The 14,133-nt window shown below is 36.1% G+C and carries 10 protein-coding genes and 1 pseudogene; 4 read left to right on the plus strand and 7 right to left on the minus strand.

Going from position 1 to position 14,133, the window contains the following annotated elements; translation table 11 throughout:
• Positions 1–409: 409 nt before the first annotated feature.
• Positions 410–1,062: pseudogene (locus BOQ62_RS03140) on the minus strand (CoA transferase subunit B).
• A 122-nt stretch (positions 1,063–1,184) separates the two neighbouring features.
• Between BOQ62_RS03140 and BOQ62_RS03145 the strand changes: the two are divergent.
• Positions 1,185–2,987, plus strand: coding sequence for an ABC transporter ATP-binding protein (locus BOQ62_RS03145; protein ID WP_129037033.1), 1,803 nt, complete (start codon positions 1,185–1,187; stop codon positions 2,985–2,987).
• Positions 2,988–3,036: 49 nt separating this feature from the next.
• Here BOQ62_RS03145 and BOQ62_RS03150 read toward each other — a convergent pair whose 3' ends face one another.
• The gene (locus BOQ62_RS03150) at positions 3,037–3,738 is read right to left on the minus strand and encodes a CoA transferase subunit A (RefSeq protein ID WP_129037035.1); all 702 of its coding nucleotides are present in this window, start codon (positions 3,736–3,738) and stop codon (positions 3,037–3,039) included.
• Between the two features lie 373 nt (positions 3,739–4,111).
• Between BOQ62_RS03150 and BOQ62_RS03155 the strand changes: the two genes are divergently transcribed.
• Positions 4,112–5,641, plus strand: coding sequence for a membrane-binding protein (locus BOQ62_RS03155; RefSeq protein ID WP_129037037.1), 1,530 nt, complete (start codon positions 4,112–4,114; stop codon positions 5,639–5,641).
• A 237-nt stretch (positions 5,642–5,878) separates the two neighbouring features.
• Here BOQ62_RS03155 and BOQ62_RS03160 read toward each other — a convergent pair whose 3' ends face one another.
• The gene (locus BOQ62_RS03160; RefSeq protein WP_129037039.1) at positions 5,879–8,617 is read right to left on the minus strand and encodes a fibronectin type III domain-containing protein; all 2,739 of its coding nucleotides are present in this window, start codon (positions 8,615–8,617) and stop codon (positions 5,879–5,881) included.
• A 296-nt stretch (positions 8,618–8,913) separates the two neighbouring features.
• Between BOQ62_RS03160 and rplS the strand changes: the two genes are divergently transcribed.
• Positions 8,914–9,270 carry a 50S ribosomal protein L19 gene (gene rplS, locus BOQ62_RS03165; protein ID WP_068942389.1) on the plus strand — a complete coding sequence of 119 codons (357 nt, stop codon included), beginning with the start codon at positions 8,914–8,916 and terminating at the stop codon, positions 9,268–9,270.
• Between the two features lie 75 nt (positions 9,271–9,345).
• Here the strand turns inward: rplS and BOQ62_RS03170 are convergent, their stop codons facing one another.
• Both BOQ62_RS03170 and BOQ62_RS03175 read right to left on the minus strand, forming a co-directional pair.
• The gene (locus tag BOQ62_RS03170; RefSeq protein WP_129037041.1) at positions 9,346–9,789 is read right to left on the minus strand and encodes an SRPBCC family protein; all 444 of its coding nucleotides are present in this window, start codon (positions 9,787–9,789) and stop codon (positions 9,346–9,348) included.
• A gap of 99 nt (positions 9,790–9,888) precedes the next feature.
• Positions 9,889–10,704 carry an AraC family transcriptional regulator gene (locus BOQ62_RS03175; RefSeq protein ID WP_228413631.1) on the minus strand — a complete coding sequence of 272 codons (816 nt, stop codon included), beginning with the start codon at positions 10,702–10,704 and terminating at the stop codon, positions 9,889–9,891.
• 73 nt (positions 10,705–10,777) lie between these two features.
• Between BOQ62_RS03175 and BOQ62_RS03180 the strand changes: the two genes are divergently transcribed.
• Entirely contained in the window at positions 10,778–11,920 is a 1,143-nt protein-coding gene (locus BOQ62_RS03180) for an MFS transporter (protein WP_129037042.1), read from the plus strand.
• Between the two features lie 146 nt (positions 11,921–12,066).
• On the opposite strand, the gene BOQ62_RS03185 is transcribed toward BOQ62_RS03180, so the two are convergent.
• Positions 12,067–13,059: an alpha/beta fold hydrolase gene (locus BOQ62_RS03185; protein WP_185146784.1), complete on the minus strand. Its 993-nt coding sequence runs from the start codon at positions 13,057–13,059 to the stop codon at positions 12,067–12,069.
• An 89-nt stretch (positions 13,060–13,148) separates the two neighbouring features.
• A complete protein-coding gene (locus BOQ62_RS03190) occupies positions 13,149–14,126 on the minus strand; it encodes an EamA family transporter (protein WP_129037044.1) in 978 nt (325 codons plus the stop codon).
• Positions 14,127–14,133: the final 7 nt, after the last annotated feature.

A 14,133-nucleotide genomic window follows, 5' to 3' on the forward strand; every position in this document is an offset into this window, starting at 1 on the left:
GGACAGGAGAATTTTCTTAACGTTCACAGAACTTATTTTTTTAACGCTGCGAGTTCCTATGTCACTTTAAGGTGTTCCATAGAAATATGATCAGTATTTTAAATGATAAAAGGTTGTTTTTATGATGAGACAGCTTTTTTGGTTTTAATTTCTTTTGTCTTGAAACAAAAGAAACAAATTCAAGACCTGGATCTCTCCGCTAAAAATAAGTCCTGTTCTCTAAAAATTCTAAACTTGCGCGAATTCTATATTGCTTAATCGGTTCTAATTTGGTGTCGCGCTTCGGACAGGAGAATTTTCTTAACGTTCACAGGACTTATTTTTTTAACGCTGCGAGTTCCTATGTCAGGTTATTTATAAAAGAATCGGCCTCACAAAGTGAGGCCGATTCTTTTATATTGTGATCAGATTAGAACTGCATTTCAGGAATTTCTCCTTCAATGATCAGATCTGCTTCTGTAGCTTTAATAATATCCTCTACTGAAACGCCCGGCGCTCTTTCCACCAGCTTGAATCCTTTTGGAGTAACGTCCAAAACAGCTAGTTCAGTAACCACTTTCTTCACACAGTTTACTCCTGTTAGAGGAAGTGTACATTTTTTGAGGATTTTACTTTCTCCTGCTTTGTTTACGTGCATCATGGCTACGATAATATTTTCAGCAGAAGCAACAAGATCCATCGCACCTCCCATTCCTTTCACCATTTTCCGGGAATTTTCCAGTTGGCAATATCTCCGTTTTCTGAAACTTCCATGGCTCCAAGGATGGTAAGGTCTACTTTCTGACCACGAATCATCCCGAAACTGAAGGCAGAATCAAAGAATGAACCTCCTTCCAGAATAGTAATGGTCTGTTTTCCGGCATTGATGATATCAGCATCTTCTTCTCCTTCGAAAGGGAAAGGTCCCATCCCCAAAACTCCGTTCTCACTCTGGAATTCTACGGAAATACCTTCCGGAACATAGTTGGCAACCAAAGTAGGAATTCCAATTCCCAGGTTTACATAATAACGATCTTTCAGTTCTTTTGAAATTCTTTTGGCAATTTGTTCTTTTGTAAGCATAATAAAAACTTAGACTGCAATTTAATTATTTTCACTTGAATACAAAAGGGCTTTGTTGTATTCAATAATTAACACTGTTAGTTAAAATAATATCTGTAATTTTGTTCCCTTATTTTAACAGAATGAAAATACTTTTTAGATATCTTAAACCTTATCAGTGGCTGATTCTCATTTCTTTATTTTTGGCTACTATTAATCAGGTTTTTTCTTTATTTGCCCCGGCTATCACAGGAAATATCCTGGACCAGCTGGTTACTCACCCTAACTTTTTTGATAAAGAAAAACTATTACCGAGAAACCTGAATGAATATTTATACGGAAGCTCAGTATATCATGGAGCTTTTTATTTTCTGGGATTGCTTATCGGAACTGCAATGGTGAGCCGAATTGCCAAAGCTTTTCAGGATTATGTGGTAAGTGTAATTACCCAAAAGTTTGGAGCCAAAATATTTACGGATGGATTAAAACACTCTATGGCACTTCCTTATCAGGAATTCGAAGATCAGAGAAGCGGTGAAACCCTTTCTATTTTAACGAAAGTAAGAGAAGATACCGTAAAATTCATTACTAATTTCATCAATATTTTCTTTGGAATTCTTGTAAGTATTATTTTCGTTTCGGTATATGCGATCCGTTTACACTGGTCTATTATGCCGGTTTATATCTGTGGAATTTTCTTTATTGCTATTGTCACCAATTTATTGAGTAAGAGAATAAAAGTGATTCAGAAAAATATTGTGACTGAAACAACTGCTTTAGCCGGAAGTACTACGGAAAGTCTTAGAAACATTGAGATTGTTAAAAGTTTAGGATTAACCAATCAGGAGGTAATCCGTTTAAATAACAATACTTATAAAATCCTTGGTCTTGAGCTGAGAAAAGTGAAAAGCATCCGTTCTTTGAGTTTTATTCAGGGAACGATGGTCAATTTTCTTCAGCAGATGATTACACTTACTTTATTGTATTTAATTTTTAAAAACATTGTCACTCCAGGTCAGTATTTGTCTCTTATGTTTTATGGTTTCTTTATTTTCGGGCCCATGCAGGAGATTGGGAATATTATTATTTCTTATCGTGAAGCAGAAGCTTCTCTTCAAAACTTTGACCGTTTGATGAAGAAAGAAGTAGAAGAAAAACCTCTTCATCCAAAGAAAATTGGAGCCATTGAAGAATTGGAATTTAAACACGTTTCTTTCAAGCATCAGTCCGCACAATATAAAGCTTTAAATAATATATCTTTTGATCTTAAAAACGGTGAAACCATTGCCTTTGTAGGGCCAAGTGGTTCCGGAAAAAGTACATTGGTAAAACTATTGGTAGGATTGTACAGACCTCAGGAAGGGAACATTTTTTACAATGGAATTAATGGAAAAGAATTTGATTTTGATGAACTGAGAAATCAGATTGGTTTTGTAACACAGGATACTCAATTATTTGCAGGAACTATTAAAGAAAACCTTCTTTTCGTTAATCCTTCCGCTACTGAAGAGGAACTGGCAGTCGCTTTACAGAAATCAAGCTGTACGACATTGTTGGAAAGAGCGGAAAAAGGAATAGAAACCGTGATTGGAGAAGGTGGTTTGAAGCTGAGTGGTGGTGAAAAGCAAAGAATTGCCATTGCAAGAGCGCTGTTGAGAAAACCTCATCTATTGATTTTTGACGAAGCAACTTCTGCATTGGACAGTATTACCGAAGAAGAAATTACTACAACTATCAAAGACATTTCGAAGGAAAGAGAACAGATCACTGTGCTGATTGCACACCGTTTAAGTACGATTATGCATGCAGACAAAATTTATGTTCTTGAACGCGGACAGGTGGTAGAAACAGGTTCCCATGCCAACCTTATTGACGAAAAAGGACTTTACTACGCTATGTGGAGACAACAGATCGGAGAAAGAAAAACGCTTACTCCTCAAGGATAAAAAAAGCGCTGAATGGATGTTCAGCGCTTTTTTATTTTATGATTTAAGCCTATTCTTTAGTTCTCACTGTTCTCTGCTCAATTCTTTTTTCAAATTTTTCTCCCTGGAAAATTCTCTGAATCATGATTCCAGGAATGTGGATCTCGTTAGGATCTAATTGTCCTGGTTCTACCAGTTCTTCTACTTCAGCAATGGTAATTTTTGCTGCCCCTGCCATCGGATGGTTGAAATTTCTTGCAGATCCTTTGAAAATAAGATTTCCTGCATGATCACCTTTCCATGCTTTTACGATAGAATAGTCTGCATCGTAAGCATGTTCCAGAATATGAGGCTTCCCTTTGAAGTCTTTCACTTCTTTTCCTTCTGCTACTTCAGTTCCGTATCCTGCAGGGGTATAAAAAGCTGGAATTCCTGCCTGAGCAGCTCTGCATTTTTCTGCTAAAGTTCCTTGTGGAGTAAGCTCTACGTCCAATTCACCTGAAAGCATCTGTCTTTCAAATTCAGCATTTTCTCCTACATAAGAAGAGATCATCTTCTTTATCTGTCTTTTGTGAAGCAATAATCCTAACCCGAAATCATCTACTCCTGCATTGTTTGAAATACAAGTCAGATCTTTCACATCGCTTTCTACCAAAGCATTAATTGAGTTTTCCGGAATTCCGCAAAGTCCGAATCCGCCAAGCATCAGGGTCATTCCATCATTAATTCCTTCGATGGCCTCTTTTGCATTTTTTACTCTTTTATCTATCATGAAATATTAGATTTTTCTGTTGGCTAAATTTAATAAATTTTCCGGTATATCTGATGAACGGAAACAGTACTGAATTTCATACTTTTTTTAAATAGTATTTTCAGATACTTAAAAATATCATAATCAAACCCTTACATTAAAAACCGAACAAGTCTGTTCATTTTTTATTTTATTTCTCGTCAAATTGATATATATTTGAGCCCTCAAAAGCCGTAAATACAGTATATTTTATTGTTATCGGATGTAATTTAAACACAATTTTAATATAAAAATTATTCTATAGTAAAACATACTATTTCTATTCCCCTATTTAACCTTCCACTACTATACCATCACAATAATCATATTATACAATCAAACCTTAAATAAAAACATGAAAAAATTATTTACCTCAGCATTACTTGCACTGGTATTGAGCATCAATGTGTATGCACAGGAAAAAACGTATTTCGATGAAAACTGGGAAAAAACCACTCAGGATAAAATGGAATATTACCGTGAAACCACTCCTAAAGGAAAACTGACCCTTATCAAAGATTTTTACAAGGACGGAAAACTCCAAATGGAAGGACTGGCTTCTGACACTACCCCTAACAGTGAGGTTTTCGACGGAAAGGTAACCTGGTATACTCCGGAAGGAAAAGTAATGACTGTAACCACATTTTCTAAGGGTAAACAGCTGGGAGTCTCTCAATCTTATGATGAAAAAGGGAGACTTACAGAAGATGTCAATTATAAATCTGATGGTACTTTCGATGGAAAGACATTCCTTTATAAAGATATAGAAAGTGAATATTTTTATAACAGCATTACCACTTATGAGAATTCTATCCCTGCCAAGACCATCGTTTATGATGAGGACATAAAAGGAATAAGATACGAAAACTATGCTACTAAAGACGGCGGCACTGAAACCAAATATTATGACGAAAAGGGAAAGCTTATTGGTACTGCTCCTTCAGGCTCCGGAGAAACTTTGCTGGTAGATTATTATCCAAATCCGATGAGGGTTTCTAAAATTGAAAAATATAAAACTGACGGCAGCGTAAAGGAAGGTGTTATCTATGGCAAAAATGGGAAATTGCTGCAAGAGCAAAAAAATAATAAAAAAGATGGCTATAAAACCACTTATGATGAATCCGGGAAGAAAATAGGACATCTTGTTTATCAGTACGATAAAGAAAATGACACCTTCAAGCCTATGGATGGTGAAGATTATCAGTTTAATTATGATTCTACCCAGATTTCGGCTATTGATGTTTATAAAAACGGATCTGTCGTATTGAGTAAATCTTTCGATGAAACCGGAAAATTATCCTCAGAAAAGATATTGAAAGACGACGTAACACAAGAGATCAAATATTACAGCCCGGAAGGCAGCCTGAAATCTACACTGACTTATAAAGATGAGATGCCTTATAACGGTACATCCTATGAAGGGCTTACCGAAACACAATATAAGGAAGGCGTTGTAATGAATATCAAAATGTATAATGAAGAGAAAAAGCTGAAATCTGAGAAGAAATTAAATTCTAAACAAACAGCTTATGATGCCACCATCTATGATAATAAAGGTACTCTTTTATATACTTACAACCAGCCTTTGAATGAAGACGAAGATCATTACTTCTTCACAGCACAAATTGTACAGTATGTAAAAGGAAAACCTGCCAACAAAGCTTCTGTGAAAAAAGGTATCCTTCAAACCGGAAAAATAAAATTAACCACATTAAACGGGTCTAAAGAACTTGAACGCAATGGAAAATGGGTCCTGTTAAAGCTATATGGTACGGATGGAAAACTTATTCAGGAAACCAAAACATTGGCCGATATACCGGAAGAGTATTCTTCTACTGAAAATCCGGCAGCGATGAGTGAGGATGATCTATACTATTTTGACTAATCACACCTATATATTTAAGGCAGTTTCAATTTTTTGGAACTGCTTTTTGTTTGCCCACAGATGACACAGATTTTCACAGATGATTATGGATACTTTTGAATCTGTTAGAATTTCTTATTTTACGTTGATTCCTATTATAGAGCGGATGGTTGTGCGTAGGTTTTGTTAAAAATTAAATGAAAAAGGAGGCTGCCATTGCTGGCAGCCTCCAAAAATTATAATTGTATTTAGCTTATTTTACTGAATAATCAGTTTTAAAGTAAATAGTTTTCTTCCGTGTACTTTTACAAAATAAACACCTGCCGGAAGGTTTTCATTCACCAGAGAGAAACGCTGGTTATTGATATTTTTCGATACATAAAGCAGTTCTCCTGAAGCTGAAACCAATTCAATTTTTTCAATTGGGTAATCACTCTTAATAAAAGTAGGCTGTCCTGGTTTGGTTGGGTTTGGATACAACACTACATTTTTCTCTGTGCTTCTTGTTTCTTCAGTTCCTAAAGTAGGTGAAGCAACCTGAAACTGTACTCTGTTGGAAACTTCCGTATACGAATCATTGGTAAACATGACCATATAATAGTTTCCTGGAGTCGCAGGTACTGCTGTTCCCTGAATTGTTTTTGTTCCCTGAGTTATACCATCAAAATAGGTATAAGAAACAAAGTTATCATCCGGAGTCTGAACACTTTGAGGATAGATTCCCAACCAGTCTTTGATAATTCCCGGGGAATCTGTCCATGAAGCCGTAATATTTTCTCCTAAAGTATATACTGGTTTATTGATCCACAGGTCAGTAACAATGTCTCCTACTTTAAAGAATACCTTCTCCCCGATTCCGTTATATCCGTCTTCCAATAAATACTGTGCGTAATAATATCCTTTTGGAAGCCCTGTGAAATTAAGAGTCCCTGAAGCTGCATTTACATAGCTCCATTTGATAGAAGCTGTAGTTCCTGGGATCTGTCCCATTTTGTAAATTCCAATCCAGTCTTTCTGCAAGTTCGGCCCATCTGTAAAATTGATGACAACCGTTCCTCCTACCGGATATGTGTCTGCTGTAGCCTGAAGCTGTACTTTTGGCCCTACATAGAAGTTTTTTCTTGCTGTAATTTCAGTATAGCCACCATTCGCAAAGAATCCTGCAAAATACTGACCTTTAGCAGCCAAACCATTCGGGAAAGCAGCTGTTCCGGCTGTTTGCCCATTCGTATAAACAAACCCTTGAGAAGTAGTGGTAGCCGGAGTTTGTCCTTTCTTATAAATTCCTACCCAATCCTGCTGATTTCCGGGACCTCCGGTGTAAGTAGCGGTGATCGCTTCATTTTGAGCATATTCTGTTTTATTTAAAGTAAATGTAGGGTTTGAAACTACACTTCCTGTAATTTCGAACTGCTTCACATCACTCCAGTCGCTCCACTCAAGGTTTCTGTCTCTGTAACGTGTTTTCACATAATAGATTCCATTGGGAATAGAGTTAGCAGCCAGCGTTACTTTTGTAATATCTACTCCATCATTCAGGTTTTTCGTTTTATCCGGAGTTCCGTTTCCGTCTTTTCCGAACCAGTTTTCAAAATCGCGATAGAATTCTTTTTCAATGACAGAAAAATTCGAAGTTTTACTCAACAGGAATTGTGTTGTATTTAAAAGTTCTCCGTTTGAAGAGGAGAATGCACTTCCATTCAATGTCAATGGTAAAGTAGTCGTCCCTGTGAAATTGTTTGTAATAGAAGGTTTGGCTGGTTTAGGCTGATTTTTATATCTGTGGAAGGAATCTACCAATACATTATTTTTCTTGTTGTATACCCCTCCGATAGAATAACATTCAACATCTACTTTTCCTGTTGGAATGTCTACTTCTACGATCTGATACGTCCAGTCTGTCAATGTTTTCTGAACATCATCAAAATCCTGCTCATTAGACATTCCCCAATACTGATCCCAGGCTGTCCCTCCTGAAATAATCTGATAGTTCGGTGTATTTTTAAGCTGACCTCTGTGGTACAAATGGTGGTGAGCCCCTACGTGCATTAAATATTTATCTGAAGTTACCAGAAGCGGTACTGCATTTTCTCTTACCCATGTAGAAATATCTCCTACATACTGCTCTGCCTGATAAGGTCTGTGGCTTAAAGAAATAATCCAGTCTACGGTAGCATCATTGTTGGCAGCTGTTAAGACTTGCTGAAGCCAGGTCTGCTGTGCAGATCCCGTATGTTCTGAACTTAAACTTACGAATAATACATTACCTGCCTGCTGAGCATAATAATTTTCATTTCCAGAGCTTATTCCTTTATAACTGATTTCATCAATATAAAAGTGAGCATAGTAAGAATTCATTCCCATCGTTCCATAGGTCTCATGATTTCCTACTGTTGTCTGGATAGGCAGATAAGGGGATAATTTGATATTCTTTTTAAAGTGAACATTCTCATAGTGATCCAAAGTACCAACGTCTACCTGATCACCCACCATAAAAGTAAGCGCAATATTATCAGAAGGATCGAAAGTTGCTCCGAATTTTTCTTTCAATTTTTTATAGGCATTCAACGTAAGCGTGTCATATCTCGGTTCTGCTTTGATCTGGTTGTCTCCCATAATAAGGAAACGGATTTTTCCATTGGCAGTTACAGGTTGCCCCGGTAAAGGAAGCGTTCTGAAATTATAAACAGCAGACTCGCTTGTTCCTGTTTTAATCTTATAATAGTATTTGGTATTCGGCTGCAGGTTGTTAACCTTTGCCGTGTGATAATAATAGTTGTTGTTGTATCCGGTATCTGAGAAGATATTGGTGGTTCCCGTTACTGTTACATTCAGGTTGGTCGGAGAATCTCCATAGATCACCGTTGTTTCATTATTGGAAGCTGTTTTCCAATTGACGATCATAGAATTGGGAGTCGGGTTTTGTAAATAAGGATACAAAGTCTGCCCGAAAGCCATCTGGACCGCGAAACAAAAAAAGAAGAAATAATGTTTCATAATCGTTTTCGTTTTAAAATAACATATAGAATTTCGAATTGTAAATCAGTCAATTAAAAAATCGTTCCTTTGATTTTTTATTTCGGGCAAAAGTAGAACTCCCATATAAACTCAGTCTGATGGTACTTTGAAGAAACCGTTAAATTTTTGGTAAAACCAGAGTGAAAAAATTATAGTTTTTAGCACATTAATTATTTGGCGTATTCAAAAACTATTTTGTACATTTGCAACCTGTTATTCAACCTCTGACGAAGAACGTGTAAGTTGCTTAGCTTTAACATTTTATTTTATTAATAATGGATTTATTAAAGTACGTACAAGACAAGTACATTGCGAAAAAAGAATTCCCTGAATTCAAAGCAGGTGATACAATTACTGTGTATTACGAAATTAAAGAAGGACAAAAGACTAGAACTCAGTTCTTCAAAGGAACAGTTATCCAATTAAGAGGTACTGGATCTACAAAAACTTTCACAATCAGAAAAATGAGTGGTGATGTAGGTGTAGAAAGAGTATTCCCTATTAACTTACCTGCGCTTCAAAAAATTGAGGTTGATAGAAGAGGTAGAGTTAGAAGAGCTAGAATTTACTACTTCAGAGACCTTAGAGGTAAAAAAGCAAGAATCAAAGACGCTGCTTACAAGAAGAAATAATTCAGACAACAATACATACAAAAAGAGGCTGTTTACATGTAAACAGTCTCTTTTTTTGTTAAAACATTTTTTATTTTATTTCTTATACGGAGTTCCGATTCCTGTTTCCAGAAAAAGCTTCAAACTTCCGATGAACTGATTCCAGCCACCGGAACAAATAGTATAGCATTCCACAGCCGGATTCAACCCTACATGGGTAAGCTGCAGCAAAATGCTGTTTTCCTTTTGTTCCATTTCCCAGATGACACTTGTCCCAATCCATTCTGTCTGATTTTTTAATTCAGGAATGGCAATCAAAGAATCTTCAACCAACCAGATCATTCTCAAATTGGGTAGTGATTCTTTGATTCGTATTGTCTTGTGAATATGATCTCCAAATCTTACCGTAAATACATCTCCTATCTGTGCTGATGCTCCGGCAAACAGCTCAGACCACCAAAGAGGAATCTGATGAGCAAGTGCTTCATAGATCTTCTCTGCTGAAACCTTGAGCTCAATTGTGGTAGTATAATTGTCCATATCTCTTATTTTTTGTAAAGCTATTCTGTTGACCCATACAATTTTAAGCAAATTACTGTTCAATAGACTTTGCATAGGACAAGAAATACTGATGAATCTTTAAACCATTAAGAGCTTTTTATTACCCTTGATGACTACTCCTTTTTCATGAGATATTGCAAAGGTGTGGAACCTGTGTGTTTTTAAAAACTCAATAAAAGCACTGTCTGAAGAGAAGTCCAGGATATGCGACACCTCTCCTATTGAATTACCTTCTACTAAAAGTTCAATCGAACGCTGTAACCGCCATTGCTGCCGCCAATCCTGGTAAGAGAGTCCTGTTTCTTTTTTAAAAATACGACTGATTGTCTTTTCCACCGCCCCTACTTTTTCTGCCAGATCTTTCAACATAGGAGGTGTAGAGCTACGCTGAGTCCAGTCTTCTACAGTTTTCTTAAAACGGCGATCATGCGGCATTTTTAGTTCCAGTTTTTCTTCCGGCGCTCTTTGTATTTCATCCCAGAATACTTTTAACAGATGAGCCTGATCATTTTTGAGAGCAGACCATTCCCAAAAACAAATTCGTTCTATAATCTCCTTTAATAAAGGGTTTACATGTAAAACCTTAAGACCGGTATTGATATATTTTCCTGCATAGTTTTCATCAAAATAGATTGATCTGTAAGCTACAATATTCCGGAAATTAACACGATGAGCTTCATTCGCAGGAATCCAAAGCATTCGAAATGGAGGAAGCACCAATTGCCTGTCAGAAGTCGTAACCGTCATACAGCCTGATGGTGCATACAACAACTGAGTTTTTGTTTTATGAAAATGAAAACCAGAATCATGTAACACCATATCTGAGGCGATTCCAACTACCATTTCTTGAATAGAATCAGCATCAAATGCTTCATTTTGCTTCAATATAGCCATGTCCTATTTTTGATATTTTTTGTTTTTATATCATTATAAATATATATTGATTTTTGGAAACTTTGCAAAAAAAATGAAAAAGACAAATCCTATATGGCTGTTGACTCTGCTTGTAATGATTCCGCAGTTTATAGAAACCATTTACAGCCCCGTTTTACCGATGGTACAGAAACAGTTTGGAGTGAAGGAAGAATCTGTTACGTTGACAATCAGTTTATATTTTATAGCATTTGCTATGGGAGTGGCATTTTGGGGTGTTCAATGTGACAAAATTGGAAGGAAAAAATCACTTGAATATGGGCTTATTACCTATGGAATTGGGGCTTTAACAGCTGTTTTTGCACCCAATTTTATCATTTTTCTTGCAGCCAGAATTATGTCTGCATTTGGAATTTCTGTAGGTTCTATTGTGACACAAACTATTTTAAGAGACAGCTATGACAAAGATCACCTCAGTAAAGTATTTTCCTGGATCGGAATTGGTTTATCTGTAAGTCCTGTGATAGGAATGATTAGCGGTTCGGTTTTAGCTTCTTCTGTTGGACATCAGGGTGTATTCATTACATTATGTATACTGGCTATAGTATTCTTTATTCTTTCGAGACAGAAAATTACTGAAACTCATCATTCCAAAAGAGAAATCACCATATGTACTTTAGTAAATCTATTCAAGCGGATGATTCAGGATCGGGAGATCATCAAATGCTGTTTATTAATAATGAGTTTTAATGTATTATTGTTCTCGTACTATTCATTAGCTCCGTTTATCTTTAAAGAATATCATTATTCCTCGTATGCATTTGGATATAGTAGTATTGTATTGGCAGCTGGAATATTTGCAGGCGCAAAACTTAACAGATCTCTGTTATTGAGAAACATACAACCTAAACATTTAGTTAAAGCAAGTACATGTATAGCTTTTATTGCCTCTATTTTCGTGTGGATACTTGCCAATAAAGGAATTTATTTCTTAATTCCCTATTTTTTTATTGTGATGGCCTTCAGTACCGCAATCCCTAATATTCTGAGTACAGCACTTATTAATTATAAAAATGAAACAGGAAGTGCCGGGGCTTTACTGGGATTGATTTATTATATACTGATAGGTTCAGGATTAATAGGTATTGGTTTTATACAAAATCTGGGAATTTCGTGTGTATTGTTTTCCGGAATTGGAGTTGGTACTCTACTGCTATTTGGGGATAAAAAGAATTGATTTTGAAACATTAAGTTTAATGGAGGTGATAAGATTAGTTAAGCTTCATCAAAGATGAAAAATTAGGCAGAATGTTTATAGAGCTTACGATTTTTAATCGCTTGCAAAAACTTAATGTTTCAAATATTTTATGCCTTACAATTGATTTATTGTATAAAATTATACAGCGCTTCCAAGAATTTTGGATAGACTTCAATATGTGGCAGATGTCCTACATTATCAATCTCTACGAGCTTTGAACCGACAATTTCCTTTTGAGCTCTCTTTCCCAATTCCTGATACTGCCCCATTTTCGGCTGAAGTTCTTTGGGTGCTCTATCCTTTCCTATTGCCGTTCTGTCTCTTGTACCAATGATTAATAACGTGGGAACTTTAATGTTTTTAAATTCATAACAAACGGGCTGATTGTAAATCATATCTGAGGTAAGTGCAGCATCCCAGGCTACCTGAGGATAATCTTTATGAAGCGTCCACCCGGCAATTAAATCAAGCCATGGCTGATATTCTTCTTTCCATTTGTTGTCATAATAGAATTTCAACTGATAATTTTTATAAGTTTCGGCTGTATTTTTCAGTTCGGACTGATAGGCATGATCAATAGTCTGATAAGCTGCAAAAGTCTTATAATCTTCAAGCCCGATTGGGTTTTCAAGAATCAGTTTATGTACTTTTTCAGGATACAATAATGTAAATCTGGTTGCTACCATTCCTCCCATTGAATGTCCCAGCACTATTGCTTTATCAATTTTAAGTTCATCAAGAATTCCTTTTGTATTTTCTGCCAGTTGTGAAAAAGAAAACTGGTAAGCATGGGGTTTTGAAGATTTTCCAAATCCTATCTGATCCGGAATCACCACTCTGAAACCTTTAGCAGAAAGATCTTTCGCAGTTCTTTCCCAATAAGCGCCATTAAAGTTTTTTCCGTGGAGAAGCATAATTATTTTTCCATTGGGTTTTTGGGGCTGTACATCCATATACGCCATTTTCAAATCTTCACCCTGAGATTTGAGATTGAGAAAATGAACTTCATAGGGATATTGATAATCAGACAGCATTGCATCCAGAGGTTTTACCTGTGAAAACATAAAACCAGAGACCGTGATTGTAAAAGTGGTCATTATATTTCTGAAATGTTTCATGAAACTTTTATTTTAAAGATTAAAAATAAAAAACCGCTCCAAAAGGAACGGTTTCAACTGTTATTTTTAGTTAAATGTTTTCTAGACCATTATGCTATCGACACTTCTTTTTCTTTCTTTGAAGGTAAATTCATCAAAACAATAGCAAAAAGAATCAGGATTATTCCTACCCATTGGATGAGAAACACTTTCTCTCCCAGTAACACAAAAGCCATTGTTACGGAAACCGGAAGTTCCAGTGACGAAACAATACTTCCCAACCCCAATCCTGCATTTGGAAACCCTACATTGAATAAAATCGGAGGAATAATCGTTCCAAACAGGGCAAGTACAAATCCGTACGTCAGGAATATTGAATAATTGAATGAATGAATATGTTCCGTATTATCTGTGAAATTTAAGTATAATGATTTTAAGCCATCAAAATACATTGGTCCTATCTGAGCAAAGAATAAAAATGCAAAGACTACTACTGAACCACCCGCCAGCATAATAATACTCTTTCTGAAAACCGGAAGATGGGTAGCCAGTGTATTGGAAGTGAACATCGTCAAAGTATAGGAAGCAGCAGCCATCAGACCCCAGAATACTCCATGCCAGTCCAGCTCTATTTCCATATTAATAAGATTCGTTGCCAGAACCGTTCCCAGTAATACAATAACCACAGAAACTACTTTCCTTGCGTTAGGTAATTTTTTTGTAATAATACTTTCCACCACCACGCTGAACCATACGGACTGCATCAACAATACGATAGCAATGGAAACATTGATATATTGTACTGCAATGTAATAGAACAAACTTGTTCCTCCCAGGGAGGTTCCTGCAAGCAGCAACATTCTTACTTCTTTAGAACTTGGACTCGATAATTTTTGTTTTGAGGTTAAAGTCTGAATTAGATTAAGGATCAAAAGTCCCGTCAAACCTAGAACGAATTGAGAGGTAGTCACTTCCGAGGTTGTAAAACCATCATGATAAGCCATTTTCACAAAAGTGGCCAACATACCATATATACTAGCTCCAATCCCTACAAATAAAACACCTTTTAGTATATTTTTCTTCTTCATAATTTTT

This window comes from Chryseobacterium sp. CH21 (assembly GCF_004119445.1).
Taxonomy (GTDB): Bacteria; Bacteroidota; Bacteroidia; order Flavobacteriales; family Weeksellaceae; genus Chryseobacterium.

Excerpts from the sequence above, each read along its gene's own strand:
- BOQ62_RS03145 (WP_129037033.1), top strand. The coding sequence starts at position 1,185 with ATGAAAATACTTTTTAGATATCTTAAACCTTATCAGTGGCTGATTCTC.
- BOQ62_RS03150 (WP_129037035.1), bottom strand. The coding sequence starts at position 3,738 with ATGATAGATAAAAGAGTAAAAAATGCAAAAGAGGCCATCGAAGGAATT.
- BOQ62_RS03155 (WP_129037037.1), top strand. The coding sequence starts at position 4,112 with ATGAAAAAATTATTTACCTCAGCATTACTTGCACTGGTATTGAGCATC.
- BOQ62_RS03160 (WP_129037039.1), bottom strand. The coding sequence starts at position 8,617 with ATGAAACATTATTTCTTCTTTTTTTGTTTCGCGGTCCAGATGGCTTTC.
- rplS (WP_068942389.1), top strand. The coding sequence starts at position 8,914 with ATGGATTTATTAAAGTACGTACAAGACAAGTACATTGCGAAAAAAGAA.
- BOQ62_RS03170 (WP_129037041.1), bottom strand. The coding sequence starts at position 9,789 with ATGGACAATTATACTACCACAATTGAGCTCAAGGTTTCAGCAGAGAAG.
- BOQ62_RS03175 (WP_228413631.1), bottom strand. The coding sequence starts at position 10,704 with ATGGCTATATTGAAGCAAAATGAAGCATTTGATGCTGATTCTATTCAA.
- BOQ62_RS03180 (WP_129037042.1), top strand. The coding sequence starts at position 10,778 with ATGAAAAAGACAAATCCTATATGGCTGTTGACTCTGCTTGTAATGATT.
- BOQ62_RS03185 (WP_185146784.1), bottom strand. The coding sequence starts at position 13,059 with ATGAAACATTTCAGAAATATAATGACCACTTTTACAATCACGGTCTCT.
- BOQ62_RS03190 (WP_129037044.1), bottom strand. The coding sequence starts at position 14,126 with ATGAAGAAGAAAAATATACTAAAAGGTGTTTTATTTGTAGGGATTGGA.